The organism is Ichthyenterobacterium magnum (assembly GCF_003610635.1).
GTDB lineage: Bacteria > Bacteroidota > Bacteroidia > Flavobacteriales > Flavobacteriaceae > Ichthyenterobacterium > Ichthyenterobacterium magnum.
Genome location: NZ_RAQJ01000005.1, coordinates 161,216 through 178,415, shown reverse-complemented (window position 1 = coordinate 178,415; position 17,200 = coordinate 161,216). Strand labels below are relative to the sequence as shown.

The 17,200-nt window shown below is 30.9% G+C and carries 10 protein-coding genes; 4 read left to right on the top strand and 6 right to left on the bottom strand.

The features are described 5' to 3' along the window. Positions 1-224: 224 nt before the first annotated feature. The 6 genes from BXY80_RS12130 to BXY80_RS12105 all read right to left on the bottom strand — a co-directional run bounded on the left by BXY80_RS12130 (position 225) and on the right by BXY80_RS12105 (position 11,088). Positions 225-2,093 carry a putative porin gene (locus BXY80_RS12130; protein WP_245977291.1) on the bottom strand — a complete coding sequence of 623 codons (1,869 nt, stop codon included), beginning with the start codon at positions 2,091-2,093 and terminating at the stop codon, positions 225-227. A gap of 179 nt (positions 2,094-2,272) precedes the next feature. Continuing rightward, a complete protein-coding gene (locus BXY80_RS12125; RefSeq protein WP_147376134.1) occupies positions 2,273-4,543 on the bottom strand; it encodes a zinc-dependent metalloprotease in 2,271 nt (756 codons plus the stop codon). A 124-nt stretch (positions 4,544-4,667) separates the two neighbouring features. Next, positions 4,668-5,615, bottom strand: coding sequence for a hypothetical protein (locus BXY80_RS12120; protein WP_147376133.1), 948 nt, complete (start codon positions 5,613-5,615; stop codon positions 4,668-4,670). 9 nt (positions 5,616-5,624) lie between these two features. Continuing rightward, complete coding sequence (locus BXY80_RS12115; RefSeq protein WP_147376132.1) at positions 5,625-6,470, bottom strand: hypothetical protein; 846 nt, start codon at positions 6,468-6,470, stop codon at positions 5,625-5,627. Between the two features lie 28 nt (positions 6,471-6,498). Next, entirely contained in the window at positions 6,499-7,962 is a 1,464-nt protein-coding gene (locus tag BXY80_RS12110; protein ID WP_120202299.1) for a RagB/SusD family nutrient uptake outer membrane protein, read from the bottom strand. A 12-nt stretch (positions 7,963-7,974) separates the two neighbouring features. Further along, positions 7,975-11,088 (bottom strand): SusC/RagA family TonB-linked outer membrane protein, encoded by a 3,114-nt coding sequence (locus BXY80_RS12105; protein ID WP_120202297.1) that lies wholly within the window; start codon positions 11,086-11,088, stop codon positions 7,975-7,977. Positions 11,089-11,294: 206 nt separating this feature from the next. Here BXY80_RS12105 and BXY80_RS12100 point away from each other — a divergent pair, with 206 nt between their 5' ends. From BXY80_RS12100 to BXY80_RS12085, 4 genes are all read left to right on the top strand, one after another. Beyond that, positions 11,295-11,897 (top strand): ribonuclease HII, encoded by a 603-nt coding sequence (locus tag BXY80_RS12100; protein WP_120202295.1) that lies wholly within the window; start codon positions 11,295-11,297, stop codon positions 11,895-11,897. Positions 11,898-11,923: 26 nt separating this feature from the next. After that, positions 11,924-14,356, top strand: a complete 2,433-nt coding sequence (locus BXY80_RS12095) for a ribonuclease HII (RefSeq protein ID WP_120202293.1) — start codon at positions 11,924-11,926, stop codon at positions 14,354-14,356. 131 nt (positions 14,357-14,487) lie between these two features. Continuing rightward, positions 14,488-16,029 (top strand): OmpA family protein, encoded by a 1,542-nt coding sequence (locus BXY80_RS12090; RefSeq protein ID WP_120202291.1) that lies wholly within the window; start codon positions 14,488-14,490, stop codon positions 16,027-16,029. A 113-nt stretch (positions 16,030-16,142) separates the two neighbouring features. Beyond that, positions 16,143-17,192, top strand: coding sequence for a nucleoid-associated protein (locus tag BXY80_RS12085; protein ID WP_120202289.1), 1,050 nt, complete (start codon positions 16,143-16,145; stop codon positions 17,190-17,192). The last annotated feature ends 8 nt before the right edge of the window (positions 17,193-17,200 follow it).

The window sequence follows — 17,200 nt, the reverse complement described above, 5'->3', positions numbered from 1 at the left end:
AAACCCTTTTCTTTATTCACAACCCTTTTTTTATCTTTTTTTTATTTATTTTTTTACCGCATTCTTACAACCCTTGTAATAAAGACTTTAGAGATGAAAGAGCTTTTAAAATTTTCATATAAACTTGACTTAAAACATTTGTTTAGTGCAGTAACTAATATCTAAAATTTCCAACTAAGTATGTCTTAATTATAATAAAGACTATTTACAATAGTATATGAAAGCTACAAAAAGAAATTCCAAACAATACCAAAACGAACCGTAAAGTCTCTATAAGGATGATTAGGCGCAGAATAGTAATTGTAACCAGTAAATGAAGAATTAAAATGTTCTGCTTTCAAAAAGATGCGTGTTTGACGAATTTTTGCATTGATAAAAAAATCTAGCATTGGAAATCCTCCAAACTTAGTTTCATTCTGAACATAAAATTCAGCCAGAAGAGGGTCATACGCATTCATATTATACTCTGTAAAATAATTAAGTGTAATACCCGTTTGTAAAAACATTGCTTTTTTAAATAAATGATTAGAATAATATAATGTGTTACGCGTAATAAATTCAGGAACATTAAACACACTATTTTGGTCTGATGAATTTTGATACATTATATTATTTACTAGAGTAAACTTCTTATACGTAATTGATTTACCTATTTTCACCCTTAAATACGATATTGATTCATTGTTATTCTGAAATGGCTTAACCGTACTGGTTACATCATCTTTTGAAAAATAGATGTAATCGTCAATTGTTGAGAAGTCTATATCTAAATTTAGATACTTATTAGATTTTACTTTTAATCCAAATTGGAATGTTTCAATATTGTTAAAGTTGTTTTGCCAGTTGTAGTTTGTATAATTACTCTGATACAATAATGTATTATAATTTGGTGCTTTGGATGATTTGTTTACTTGAAATTGCGCTTCTATATCTTTATTTAATACATATGAAGCTTCAGCATTGATGAAGTTTCCTTCAAAGTCTCCTGAAACATTTATACCAAACTCTCCTATTACTAAAAATTTATTAATTTGTTTTTTGTACTTTCCTCCTAAAGAAAAAATATTCCCTTTTAATCTATTGGTTATTTCATTTCCATCAATAAAAACCAACTTATCGTATCCATAATTATAATTATTATGACTAACATTAAACTGAACATTACCTACAACATTATTACTGTAGTTAAGCTTCAATTGATTATAAAAATTTTCTAGCGTTGATTTATCTCTCAAATTTGTACTTTTAAAAGCATCTCCAAAAAACGTATTACTAGTAGATTGGTCAAACTGGTAAAACTTATCATCAAGATTTACTACATGTTCTATTTTAAGCTTATTATTGGAAGTTGAATCTGTCTTAGTTATTATATCATAAGAATGGTTTAAATAAAAACGCTTCCCTTTTAATAAATTTTCGGCATCTTGAAAACTCACTTCTAATACACCTCTATCTAAAAAAGATTCTTCGCCAGATTCAAAAAACTCAACATTCTCATCTGTTAGTCCTCCATTTTCTTGATTTAATATATCTTGAGTTACCATATGCGCATTTGCTACATATCTTTCATTTTTAGATTTAAAACTTGTAGTTATTCTAAAATTACCTGTGCTAGCTAATATGTGTTGATATTTCCCAAGGGACCTCATACCTTTATAAGCTATTGAAAAATTAAACTGTTTTGATGTATTTACTGTAAAAAAAGCATCTAGAACCTGACCTTGTTGAAAAGCAGATTTATAAAACAATTCTGTTAAAGGTGTAGGGACTTGATAATAATTAATGTCTTCAACTTCCATATAGTTAAAATGCTTAGCCTTTGCGCCAATACTTGGCATAAGATTATTATCTCTTATATTATAACTAAGTGTATTATATGTTTGCCCCATATTTGCAAAAGGCATCAAACCAAAATTATCTTTTCGTAAATAATTAAACTTATACTCTTTTTTTATTGATAGAGTTGTATCAACAATTGTTGTGTCTCTCTCATGAGAAATAATCTTATAAAGGTCAATTGTTGCTTTTGTGTTTTGGGTTTTGTTATTTGAAGTTCGCCTAGAGGCAACGCTAGAGCTGTCAAGTATACTCAAATTTTGCTTTTTCTTTAATTTTTGAGAAAAAACAGTTTGACACAAAATAAAAAACAGAACTATTATAGATACCTTATTAATCATCACTAGTTATAACATTAATCAATTTCAAATATTGTTGTATAAAAAAAGAAGATGTAAAAATACATCTTCTTTTAATTTTTAAAAAATTAGGAAACCTAATTAACAACTATCTTCTTAGTAACTTTACTGTTTCCACTAGTAATATTAATTAAATACAACCCTGAGTGGATATTATTTAGCTTAATTGACTCGTCAAATTCTATAGTTTGACTATAGGTGTTCATAAAAATCACCCTACCTCTTATATCATAAATAAAAACATTAACAGCATCAATAGATTTTGTAATAAAATTAATATGAAACTCTCCAGAGTTTGGGTTTGGATAAATAGATAAATTTTCAGCAAAAGATTCATCTTCTAAACTTAAAGATTGATTAATTTGGAAATCTTTGGAATTAATATTATAAAAAATATTGTTAGATGCAACTACCATTATTCTACAAGAAGCAGAATCGACATTAGCTAATGTTACGTCTTCACTTCCATCATTTGGTGTATTAGAAATCAATACTGTATCAAAATTTAATCCTCCATCAGTTGATAAAAGAATATCAACGTTTGAAGCGCTAACAAGACCTATATCAGTATTTGCTTTATTCCAAGTAATTGTCTGCAAACTATTTCCTTCGTATACTATTCCGTCTGTATTCTGAGATGTAACTATAAATGGTCCAGAAGTATTAGTTACAGTTACAACCATTCCATCTGTAGCTGTTTGCCCACCAGAAAGGTCATTATCTCTAACTGTAAATCTAAAATTTAAATCTCTATTCACTAAAACTAATTTCTCCCAGGATGTAGAAGTATTAACACTACTTACATAATCTTCTAATCGTGGTATGTATCTCGTATTAATTGTTTCTGGAGGAAAAGACCTAATCACAGGTCCATCAACAGTAAATTCTCCTGGTATTGCTTCAGGTCCATTCGCATCAAATTGTTCCCAACAATAAGTTAATGAACTACCATCATCCGTTCCCACTCCAACTAACTTAAATGGTGTTCCAAAAGGTATAGTATAATCATTACCAGCATTAGCTGTTGGAACACTATTACCTGTATCTGTTTGTTGTGCGCAAGTACTGACTCCAAAAGCAATATTATTCCACATTTGTTGCAAACTATTTTGGTGAAAATATGTATCAGCAAATTGTTGGATATTTGCACTTGCACCACATATACCAGCATAAGACATTATTGTAGTTCCTCCACCTGGTTCATAAGCAGAAGAAGCCGAATAAGTACCAAAGCACCCTGGAGCGCTCCATGTATGGAAAGCTCCATATTGATGCCCCATCTCATGCAATAAAGTATTTTCAAAAACAATTCCAATAGGTGCTCCACCAAGACCTCCACTAACTGCTCTTGATTTATTACTAGTGCAAGGTGAAAATAATTGTGCTAATCCACTTCCAGAAGTACTTAACATATGCCCTATATCATATGGTTCTCCAATGAATGCATCAATAAAAAATTGACTTTCGTCTATTAAGGTTCCTATATTATCATTATCTAAAAAAGTATCTGTTATAAAAATAACATTTCTATTATTATTTACTATTGTCATAGTAAGTGCCAATTCATTCTCATATACAGCATTTACTCTAGTCATAACATCATTCATTACAGCTAGCACAGCATCTTTTTTTATCGCCTCAGTAGCCATTCCAAGCCCAGCTTCATTTACATGATATGTTGCATACTCTTCAGTACAAGCAAGTGCCAACTTAAACTCTCTTAATTTTCCATCATTTGCGTTTCTATATAAATCATTTGGCTCTGCGATTCTATTAAGATTATCTAAAACTGCTTCGCTATCGTCAGTAAGACATTCTATACTGTACTGATCTGCAGATACATGTTGTTTTAAATACATAATATAAGAAAGTCTATCCTTAGTTAAACAATCAATATACTGGGTACCTTCTTTTGCATTTAAAATCAATGCTTTAAAACCAAAAAGTGAAACACTGAATCTTATTATTTTGCTTTTATCCTTTAAGGACTTCCCAACAAATGAACGAATGTCTAAATGATTTGATTGAAGTTGAAAATCCAAAACTGGAGCTTCATAAACTTCATAATCCTCAAATCTACCATCAATAGATGGAAAGCTTACTATCACACCAGATTCAAATTTAGAAGTTTTTCTATTTGGTGCATTTTGCAATTGAACTAATAGATTATTAATATCTAAATCAAAGACTAAATATTCTGTCGGCATAAAAGACCTTTTCCATTTTTCTGAGTTTAAAGATGCTCCATCTGATTTACTCCAAAATGAAGTTCTATTTTGGCTAAACCCTCTATTAGTATAAGAGAGTAAACCAATAATTAAACCCAAACAAATTATTGTTTTTTTCATATTAATATTTTTTACTAAAATAGTTATTTGTTTTCTAAACAAAAAATAGTGAAACTACTTAATATAAATGATAAAAAAGCCGCTATAGCGGCTTTTTTATCATTTATATTATTAGCAATATAGATTACACCTTAGTTAATACTACAGTTAAAGTAATATCACCAACGCCACAACCACCAGATCCACCTTGAAAATCTAACATATTTAATGTTAAAGTGTCAGTGCTTGAAACTGTGCATGAATCAAAAGTAAATATATTCGTTGAATCTCCTCCTAGTAATAGGAGACTATTACATCCTATATTAGTAGACAATCCATCATCAACCGTAATTTGTCCGTTGGTTTCAAATGAAAACGAAACCGTCATATCATTTGTCGATCCACCTGGCTCATAAGCTACAGTAAACTCTCTGCTAAGAGAACCATTAGCTCCTTCTGACAATGTGATTACTTGATCTGCAAATACATCACCTCCAAACAAGCTTCCGCCTGAAGTTACAGTAAGGTTATAATCTCCAATAAAAAAATCACTACTCGCCAATAATGGTGCCATTGCTGTATCTAATATTGGGCATATAGTAACTCGATAAGTTGTTGGTCTTGTTACTTCTGTACCATTTATTCCAATAGATACATTAGAATTATCCGTCGCATCTAAAACAACATCAAAAACCATTGTTTCAGTGATATTAGCATTTAGTGCCTCGGTAATATTAAATTCAATTTCTGGAAAATTCAAATCAAAATGGCTAGAAGTGCCTGCAGGGTTTACTAATAATCCAGAATTAGAAAAAACTGTATTAGGATTTGCCCCAGAAACACTCTCCATTGTATAACTAATTTCAAGATCATTTAGAACCACAGGTACATTCACTTCAACAGGGATTTTTAAAAGATTATCAAAATCATATGTTCCAAGACTTATTTGAATTGCATTGGTTTGAAATTGCACCCAACCACTTTCATTATTGGCATCAAATTTTCCTTCATTTTCACCTTCACTATTATCACAACTATTTAAAGTTAATGACATGATATATAGTATAGGAATTATTTTAAAAATATTTTTCATATCTAGAAATTAAATTTTAGTTAATGTGAAATTTTGAATTGATGTCCCTCCACAGGATGCATTTGGATCTTCTGTATAATTTATAGTATGGACAGTATCAGAAGCCAAAGAGTAAGTACTGTTACTCGCTCCTGCACTTGTTAAAATATAATAAGGTGGATTACCTCCAGTACAAGAAACTGTAATATCAATATCTGGTGTTAAATTAAATACATTACAAGCAAGACTTATAGTTACTGGCAATACAGTATCAACACCAGATCCAGGTAAAAAAGTTGTATTAAAAACTCTCTCTGTAGACGTTGATCCTACACTAACAGTTACTTGTTCTGTAGGAAAATTACCATTACTATCAACAAGATCGTACTCTCCAACTAAATAAGTGTCAGGAACAGGACAAACTTCAAAGACATTCACTATAACCTCATCATTATCTATATCATCTCTATCAGATAACCCAGTCAAATTAAATACAATCTGTTTTATAGTTGCATCAACTAACCCATTATCCGCACCACTAATCGTCAAAGTTCCTTGATAAGAATTAGCAGGTATTGTTACTGTACTAGGTAATGTATAAGTAGCAGGATCTGCAGTTGTAATCTCAGGATCTGTGTTTAATGTTACATTAAAAGTTCTGTCACTAGACGATAGAGTACTAGAATTTAGAATAATATCTAAGCTTCCAGTATCATCAATAGTTACAGGTAAGTTATAAACATTTGCTGGAAAAGATATGAACGTTCTATTTTCATTGGGATTACCATTGTAGATAACTTCTTCAACTGATTCATCACAGGAAAGAACAATCATCATCAATGATAATACAAAAGATATCTTAAATATGTTTTTCATAATATTTGATTTTTTTAATTAATCTGAATTAATATCCAGGGTTTTGGGAAATAATAGAATTTCCATTTAACTCATCTTGAGGAATAGCCATTGTAAATCTAAAATCATTTGATGAAACATCACAAACAGCTTCAAAAGAACTACAATCTACTGATAATCTACTTACACCAGTACCTAATTCATTCCCAATACGCTTAATATCTAACCAACGATGACCTTCAAAACATAACTCTTTACGACGTTCTTTCATTATATCAGTCAAAGCTTCATTCAACGTATTATATGTAGGTGTAGACCCAGCTCCTCTCGCATCTCTTAACACTTGTACAGATGAAGCTGCATCAGTAAGCATATTGTTTCTGGCTTGCAATTCTGCTTTAATTAACTGTACCTCAGAAGCTCTCATTAATTTAATATCATTTAGCTGTACTCCATCAGCTGAACCAGGGTATTTGTTAATAAGTATTTCATTACTAGAATCATTTACTCCTACAATAGTACTCTGATTATTTACATATGCTAATAAACGAGCATCACCAGGATTTTCACTTAATAAATTATATAACTCATTAGACATCTCTAAAAATCCATCACCAGGTCCAACAAAATTAAAGTAAAACAATCGTACAACACTTCCATCACCAACTGTTCTTTCTAATTTAAAAATTACCTCAGTATTATCAACATCTAAAAACATGCCAACATATTGTCCAAAATTAGCTAAAGGGTAACTAGCCAATAACTCATTAGCAAGTGTGATATGATTAGTACTGTAATCACCTTCAGTAAGAGCTATTCTTAATCTCAATACTTTTACAAAGTCTTGATTTATCCATATAGGATTAGAAACCGTAGGGTTATTAGTATCAAACAAGCTATTAGCTGCGTCTAAATCTGATTTAATAAAAGCTAAGTTTTCCGCTACAGTATTCCTTTGAAACTCTTCATCAATTTCTGGTACATAATTAATATTAATAGCACCTAAAGCATTAGGGTCTTGATAATCTGTAGCAAAATATTGAAGTACTTCAAAATGACACAAAGCTCTAATCGCTAACAATTGTGCTTTAATGTGATTCGCCTCAACTAATTCATCACCTGTAAAAGTTAGATTACCCATAGCCCTTAGAACTCGATTTGCAAAATTGATAGTTACATATCTATCATTCCAAATATTATCTGGAATACTACCAGTTGTAAAACTTACAAGGTAATCGTAATCTTGTGCGCCTTGTCCATTACTAGCCAATCCTGATTTCACATTATCGGTTAAAATTGCATTAGCATATAATGAATTACCTGTCCCATTCCCGCCAGCGTCAGGATCGTAAGCTGCATAAACTCCTAATAAACCCGTTTGAATATCAGCTAGCGTTCTAAATGCCTGATCTTCTGTAAGCTCACCTTCTTGTATTAATTCTGTAGCATCTTCACAAGAAAATGACAGAGTTAATAAGATTAAGGTTATTATTTTAAAAATATCTTTTTTCATTTTAATTTGTTATTAAAAATTAATTGTTGCACCAAAAGTATAAATCTTAGGTGTTGGGAACTGACCTCTATCTGTTGTTCTAAAATTAGACTCAGGATCCCATCCTCTATATTTACTAAAAGTTAATAAATTTTCACCTTGTATATATAGTCTCATTCCTGAAATAGGTAGTTGTTCTAGTACACTATCAGGAAGGGAATAGGCAAGAGTTACGTTCCTTAGCCTTAAGAATGAAGCATCCTCAAGATATCTATCAGTTTGATTAATATAATCAACACCCCCTAATGAAGAACCTACCCGAGGCACTTCAGTAATATCTCCAACATTTTGCCACGCATTAAACAAAGTCACAGATCTATTTCTACCATTTTCTACAGAGCCTACAGAAACATCTTGCAGGCTTGCAAAATCTAAGTTATTTCTGTAAACATCAGCAACAAAAGACCATTGTGTAGTAAACTCAAAACCTTTGTACTTAATATCCGAACCAAAACCTCCTTGCCATACAGGGTAAATAGATCTATCAGAAAACACTCTATCAGCATCTAATAAGGTTTCAGTTAAAGTTCCATCTGCTTTAACAAACAACGGATTACCATTAGAAGGATTAACTCCAGCATATTCAACTAAGTAGAATGACCCTAAAGACTCACCTTCACCCAAAGCTGTTGAGCCTCCAAGATTAACTAAACCATTTGAAGAAGGCGGTAAAGCCTCAATTTCATTTTTATTATAAGAACCGTTAGCATTTACAGAAATTTTCCAATCACTATCATCATAAATGTTATATCGCAATTGTAATTCAATTCCTTTATTAACCATAGTACCTAGATTTGACTCAATAGTACCACCTGTTGCATTCAGTAATGAAATATTATTATTTTGAAATAAATCATCCGTTGTTTTTTCATATACATCAATTGATCCACTTAATTTTCTATTAAAAACTGAAAAATCAACACCAATATTAGATTGAGTTGTTTCTTCCCATCTTAATGAAGTATTTGCAACTTGTCCTGGCACTGTCGAAACTGTACCATTATACCCAGTACCTGCTGTATATAAATTTCTGGTTTCATTAGTAGCTCCATAATAACCTCCTCTAATTCTATCATTACCAGATAAACCATGAGATGCTCTTAATTTTAATAAATCAAATGCTGAATCTGACATAAATGCCTCTTGATCTATGTTCCAACGACCAGCGATAGACCAAAATGTTCCCCAAGCATTATCATCGATAAATCTAAATGAATTATCTCTTCTTACACCTGCAGAAAAACCATATTTACCATCATACTCATAGTCTAATGCTCCAAAAACAGATATATTACCTACAGTTGTAGTAAATGAATTAAGAGTATCAATATATGGGTTTACGGTAGCTCCCCCAAGAACCTCTGTAGTTGTACCTGGAACGAACGCAGAACCATCACCTATCAATCGCGGATCAAGTCCAAATTGGTCATAATCAAAACCATCTAAATGACCTTTTAAATACTCGAAATAAGCAGTAACATCTAATTGATGCTTATCTGCAAATGTATTAGAATAATTTAATGACGATATTGTATTAAATCTAAAGTCTCTAGTATAGGTTTCTTCTTGAATACCACCAAATATAGTCGCTGGATTATTACCTACACGATCTTGAAATGGACCAAGAATACTATTTGGGTGCAAAATTTCTAATCTACTTTCTGTAGATAAATCCATACCTACTTGTATACCAGCAGTAAGATTCTTAGCAAAATTCCAATTAGCATTAAAGGATGTTAAAATTTTAATTTCTTCTTCTCTATCAGTATTCAATGAAAGACTATTCAATAATACATAAGGAAAATTCGAAGCACCTCTACCTAATATAGCATTAATATCACCTGGAGAAATCCCTCCATCTGTAGTTATTGAACCATCAGGATCATAAGGGCTCAAGTATGGCAAGCCTTGTAGTGCAGCACTAAATGGGTTGAAAAAAGTAGAACCACTACCAGCACTATCACCTACTTCATCAGTCTTAGAAAAACCTAATGAAAGATTCAAATTATAACTAAATTTATCATCAGAACTTCTTCCGCTAAAATTATTTCTCACAGAAAAACGTTTAAACTTTGACCCAATAAATATACCATCTTGTTCAAAGTATTGTAAGGAAGTGAAATTATTTGAAGTTTCCCCTCCAGAAGAAATTGACAAATCGTGAGATAATGTAGTACCTCTTCTAAAGAAAACATCTGCCCAGTTTGTGTTAACCTGATTAGATATCGCTGCAATTTCAGAATCAGTCATCCCAAAACCTAAACCAGCTCCATTTGACCTTTGCCAATTAAGTATTTCTCTTGAATTCATAAGCTCAAATGGTTGGTCTTGAAGCTCATTATAACCATATGAAGTGCTATATCTAAACTTCAAAGCTTGATTATACTTACCTCTTTTAGTTGTAATTACAATAGCACCATTCGCAGCTCTGTTACCATAAATATTAGCAGCAGCAGCATCCTTCAGTACTGAATAAGTCTCAATATCATTTGGATTTATACTCCTAAAGTTATCTTCATCAACTGGAATACCATCTACAACAAAAAGCGGCTCAATATTACCATTAATCGAGCCTGGTCCTCTTAAAATAATTGTACTATCAGCTCCAGGCTGACCTGTACCAGTAGATATATTTAAACCAGCTATTTGACCTTGCAGGTTTTGAATAGCTGATGCATTTGCCCTATCTTCAAGCACTTCTGCCTTCACGGTACCTATTGATGCTGGACTGGTTCTAAGAGACGACGTGTCTCCATAAGCAACAACCACAACTTCATCAAGTGAAGCTATATCTTCTTGCATTTGAACATTAATAATATTACTTGAACCTATCTTAATTTCATTATCTTTTAAACCAATAAAAGAAAAAACAAGCGTCTCTCCATTACTAGCTTTAATAGCATAATTTCCATCAAAATCTGTTTGAACTCCTCTTGAAGTTCCTTTAACAATTACATTTACTCCTGGTAAGGGCAAACCATCACCAATGGATGTAACTGTTCCTGTGATTGTTTTCTCTTGTGCAAAAGAAAATTGCATCACTAACACCATAAATAGCGCCATTAAACCTGTTAATTTTAATTTCATAAAACAATTATTTGAGTTAGTCAAGCGCAAACTTCTTAATAATATCTTAAATAACCAAAGATTATCACTAAAAAAGTGTTAACAAAATGACATGTACAACAACAGAACAAGATTAAAGCAAAAAAAACTATAATGCACTAACAGATAGATGCTCAAAACTTAAAATGGTTGCGTTAAAATTTTAACTTTGTTTAAATTTTAACATTTTGAGCCTTAAATCAAACTTTTCAACTTTTAATTTAGAATGTGGTACAGACGAAGCTGGAAGAGGTTGTTTGGCTGGTCCGGTAACTGCTGCTGCTGTTATTTTACCAAAATCATTTAAAAACACAATTCTAAATGACTCTAAATTACTTTCAGAAAAAAAAAGAAACCTATTAAAACCAATTATAGAATCTGAAGCTGTCTCTTTTGCCTTTTCACATATATGGCCTGAAGAAATTGACACTGTAAATATTTTAAATGCTTCTATTTTAGCTATGCATAAATCTATTAAACAATTAAATCTTACTCCAGAATTCATTATTGTTGATGGCAACAAGTTTAAGCCTTTAAATAATATCCCATATAAAACAATAATTAAGGGCGATAGTAAATATTTGTCTATAGCCGCTGCTTCTATTTTAGCTAAAACACAACGTGATATTTATATGGAAAAAATTCATGAAGAATTCCCGATGTATAATTGGAAACAAAACAAAGGCTACCCAACTAAAGAACATCGTGAAGCCATTAAAAAATACGGAATAACAAAATATCACAGAAAAACTTTTAGATTATTACCCGAACAGTTTAAATTAGACTTGTAATTTTTACATTTGCAAAAACCCTCTTAATGAAGCAAATCCTATTTATACTAATTTCACTTATTTTAATTACAAGTTGTGAGAAAAACAAAAGTGAAGCATCAAATATTTTTAACTTCATTCCTGAAAACACTTCAGTAATACTTAAATCAAATTCATATCCTGACGTATTGTCGAGTATAGAAGACAATAGTTTAATTAGTTCTATTTCTAAATATGCTAAAATTGATAATTTAAAGCAACAATTAGATTACACAAAATATATTAGTACAACCAATGATGTTTTAATTTGTCTTTCTGAAGATAAAAATGACAGCTTAGAATTTAGCTTAATCACAAAATATCATAAAAGTGTTTTTAATTTAGACTCTATATCTAATATAAGTGTTGAATCTTTTTCTACTAAAAAAAAATCTATCAATAAAATATCAATAAACAATCAAACACTATACTCTAGTATTATTGATAGTGTGTTTTTTGTTTCTAATCGTCTTGCTTTTGTTGAAAATGCTTTCAACAAAAAAGAAAAGCCAAAAGAATTAGAGAAAATTTACAACACTGCAAACACAAGCAGTTCAGTTTCTGTTCTGCTTAATTTAAATGAAGCTAATACCAACCCATCGTTTTTTAAAAATACTAATTTAAATAGCACTACATTTTCTAATTATATTTTATTGGATGCAAATATTGCTCAAGATGCGGTTTTATTAAACGGAATTACCAAAGCTACAGATTCTACTAAAAGCTTAATTAATGTTTTTAAACAAACAATACCTCAAGAAAATCAAATAAGCAAAGTGAGTCCTCCAGACACTGATTACTTATTGAGTTTTACATTTAATAATTTTAAAACTTTTAATGAGCAGTTATTACAGTTTAAAAAAGAAGATTCGATTGCAACAGTCACAAACATTTTTGACAATATTAATGAAGTTGGACTTATTTATAAAAATAATAAAAAAGCCATTTTCTTAAACTCTATCGACTTAACATCTACGCAAGATGCCATCAACTCACAAAACAGTATAGAAACTTACAGAGACGTATCAATTTATAGTTTTGATAATCCTACAATATTTAAAGAAACATTTTATCCTTTAATAAGTTTCGACCAAGCATCCAACTTTATTGCCATTAATGACTACTTAATTTTTTCAAATGATTTAGAGTTGTTAAAAGACATCATTTCTAATACTCAAAACAATACTACATTATCAGAAAGCAATGCTTTTAAAAACATGATGCTCAATTTAAGTGATGAGTCATCATTATTTACATATTATAATGCATCTAGTTTAAACACTATATTCAATACAAATTTCTCTGAAAACATTTCCTTTAACTTAAAAGGTTATAATGCTTCGGCACTACAATTTATTTATGATACAGATTTTGCACATATAAACGGTATTATAAAAAAACATAAAAAAAGAGCTTCTACCAATACTGTTTCTGAAGAATTAAATATCTCTCTTGATAATGATCTATTAGAACCTCAGTTTTTAACTAACCATAAAACAAAACAAAAAGATATTGCTGTTCAAGACATAAACAATAACTTATATCTTATTTCTAACCAAGGAAAAGTGTTTTGGAAAAAGAAATTAAACGGAAAAATATTAGGAGACATTGAGCAGGTCGATTTTTATAAAAATGGGAGACTACAACTTGCATTCGCAACGCCTAAACGCGTGTACATTTTAGATAGAAACGGTAAAGATGTTACGCCTTTTCCTCTAAAATTTAATGATGCTATTACACAGCCACTTTCTGTTTTTGATTATGACAAAAAGAAAAAATATCGTTTGTTAGTAACACAAGGCAAATCGCTACTAATGTATGATAGTAAAGGAAAAATCGTAAAAGGTTTTACATATAAAAAAGCAGCTAACACTATCACATCCCAACCAAAACATTTTAGAATAGGCAAAAAAGACTTTATCGTTTTTACTCAAGGCACTAAACTTGAAATTTTAGATCGTATTGGTAAAACACGAGTTAATGTAAAAGAGGCTATTAATTTTTCAGGTAATGACATCTATTTATATAAAAATAGATTTACAACTACAGATACTAAAGGCAACCTTATACAGGTAAATCAAAAAGGTCAGGTTAGCAAGTCCAATTTATACCTAAACGACAAGCACAATATTAGCACAACGAGCAAAACACTCGCTTCGCTTTCAGACAATAAACTTTCAATACGGTCTAAAACAATTGAACTAGATTTTGGCGACTACACAGCACCCAAAATATTTTATCTTAATGATAAAATCTATGTGTCTACAACAGATTTACAATCTAAAAAAATACACCTTTTTGATAGCCAAGCTAAACCCATTGCAAACTTTCCAATTTATGGTAATTCTTCAATTGATCTCAACAATATAGACAGAGATCAAAGTTTAGAACTCGTAACCAAAGGTGATTCTAATACTATTATAATCTATCAAATTAATTAAAGGTTGATTTAAAGATGTTTACTTTTTGTTTCTATTTACACAAAAAGAGCAACTAGTTATACAAATGTTTTTTTTAACTCAATACAAATTCTTATATTTAAGAATGCTATTAATCAACACTTTACATTAAAATGAAATTATCTAAAAGCAATACGCTACTCCTACTATTTTGCTCCTTTTTTATTCTAACTTCAACAAAAACCCAAGCTCAAACTAAAAAAATTAAAAGACCAAAAAGCACCGTTGGGATTTCTAGCGTCGATAATTTTGTTCGAGAATCTTTTGATTTATATGACAAAGTATATAAATATGATGGTTATGCAGCAGCAGGAACACCTTTAGACGACGAAGACATAGATGTGCTTGAAGACGTGCTTGATGAGCTAACCATTATAAGTGAAAGTGCTCCAGATATTCTTGCAGATTTAGAAGGCGTAAGCATTTTAAAACAAGGCAAAGCAACACTACAAATTAACAAAGCAAAAAAAGCACTTAAATACAGTATTAAAACTGCAAAAGAGTTACTACTTGGTCAACGTGAGCACGATAAAGACAAAGAAGATGAATCAGACTCTTCTGAAAGTACAGATAGTTCTTCATCAGGCAATGACGACAACAATCAGGCTAATGAAGTTGAAGACTCTAACGTTTCTGATGATTTAGAAGTTTATAGCAAATTTGATTTTGTTCCTGGAGACAAACTACTATATTTTGATGATTTCTCTCAAGATTTTATTGGTGATTTCCCAAGTAAATGGAATACCAATGGTGCTGGTGAAGTTGTAAAAATGAATACAGTTGATGGCAAATGGTTTGAAATGAAAGCTGGTTATAACATTCAATATATTCCTCTTTTAGCTGAAGCCTTACCTGAAGACTATACAATAGAGTTTGATATACTTACTTCTGGGCTCGATAAAAAAACATCATCTACTGCAAGATTAAATATTGTATTAGATGAGAACGACACTTTTAGAGCTGGAGCAAATTCTGCAACCGCTTCTTTACCATTTGGGCAGTATGGTGCCTTTGCTATTGGCATCTCAAACAAAGTTAATGGAGCAGTTATAATTAATAGTCAACTACAATCAGATATTAGAAATGATGTTATTAACAAACCACATATTTCTATTGCTGTCAATAAGCGTCGTTTTAGGCTTTGGGTAAATCAAACCAAGTATATCGACATTCCGCAACTAATAGCTCCAAATAAAGCTATAACACATCTTAAATTTAATCTCTATGGACTTAAAGATGGTAAAGACCGCATTTTTATACGTAACCTTAAAATAGCTGAAGGTGGTTTAGACTTAAGACGCAAATTAATTACTGACGGTAGAATCTCAACCAACGGTATTTTATTTGATTCTGGCTCAGCAAACATTAAACCACAATCTTATGGTATTATTCGCCAGATTTCTCAAGTGTTAATGCAAGATGAAAACATAAAGCTTAACATAGTTGGTCATACAGATTCAGATGGTTCTGATGATGCTAATATGAAACTTTCAAAATCAAGAGCCGAAGCTGTTAAGCAAGCCTTAATTAATGTTTATAAAATTTCTGGTGACAGATTACAAACCGATGGAAAAGGAGAAAGCGTTCCTGTTGGTGACAATGCAACATCTAATGGCAAAGCGCAAAACAGACGCGTAGAGTTTATTAAAATATAACGATAACCAAATCGAAAGTCCTCAGTCTTTTATGAAGCGCCAAAGTTTTCTTTGGCGTTTTTGTTTACGCTTCATTAAAAATTTCAGTAGTATTGCATCTCAAAATTTATAGCATGATTAAACGTACAAAAGCATCCATTTCTAAATGCATATTACATAAAGTAGGAAACAAATTTAATAGCACTAAAAACGCTTTTTCTGAGCAAGCTTTAGACTTTGATGAAGCTAGTTATGATCTCATGCTACCATATTTGCTTAGACCATTTGGTAGCGTTGCCGAAAACTATAGATTTAATCATCATGCAAATATAGAACTCAACGAAATTAACAGTTACGCAACTCAATTACTCGATGATGACTCTCAATTTGTAGACATTTCAAAACACATCGTGAATCACTTATTTGAACAATCAAATTCGGCTCAAATAAAAACAGGCGATGTTATTATCTGCATATTTCATGATATACAATACGAAGACTATTCTACAGATGCTATTGGGATTTTTAAAATTGAAAATAAATCACATTTTTTTCAAACCTATTTAGAAAACAATAGTTACGATATTATTACACAAAAAGGAATAGCTACAAAAAAGGTAGATAAAGGCTGTCTAATTTTAAATGCGGCAGATGGCGAAGGTAAAATTGTATTGAGTGTAGACCATAATAACTATGATGCACAATATTGGATTAAAAGCTTTTTAAATGTAAAATATCCAGACGACTCAAACCAACATACCAAGAACTATATTGAGATGTGCAGAGAGTTCTCAAAAGAAGTAATGCAACCGCAATTTGGTGGTCAAGAGCAAAGCAATTTCTTAGCTAAAACTGTAGACTTTTTTAAAGAAAATGAAATTGTAAATGTAGAAACCTTTAAGGAAGAAATCTTTGAGAAAGAAGATACCATACAATTATTTGAAGACTATAAAAAAACCTACGAGAATGACCACAACATCGTTATTAGAAACCAATTTGATGTATCAGAATTAGTATTAAAAAAGCAAAAACAAAAAATTAAAACCGAAATAAAACTAGATACAAACATTCAAATAAAACTAGATGTTGATGCGCCAGATGCTTCTGCTGAGTATCTAGAACGTGGTTACGACGAAGAAAAGAAAATGCATTACTACAAAGTATTTTTTAATGAAGAAGGCTAATTTGAGTT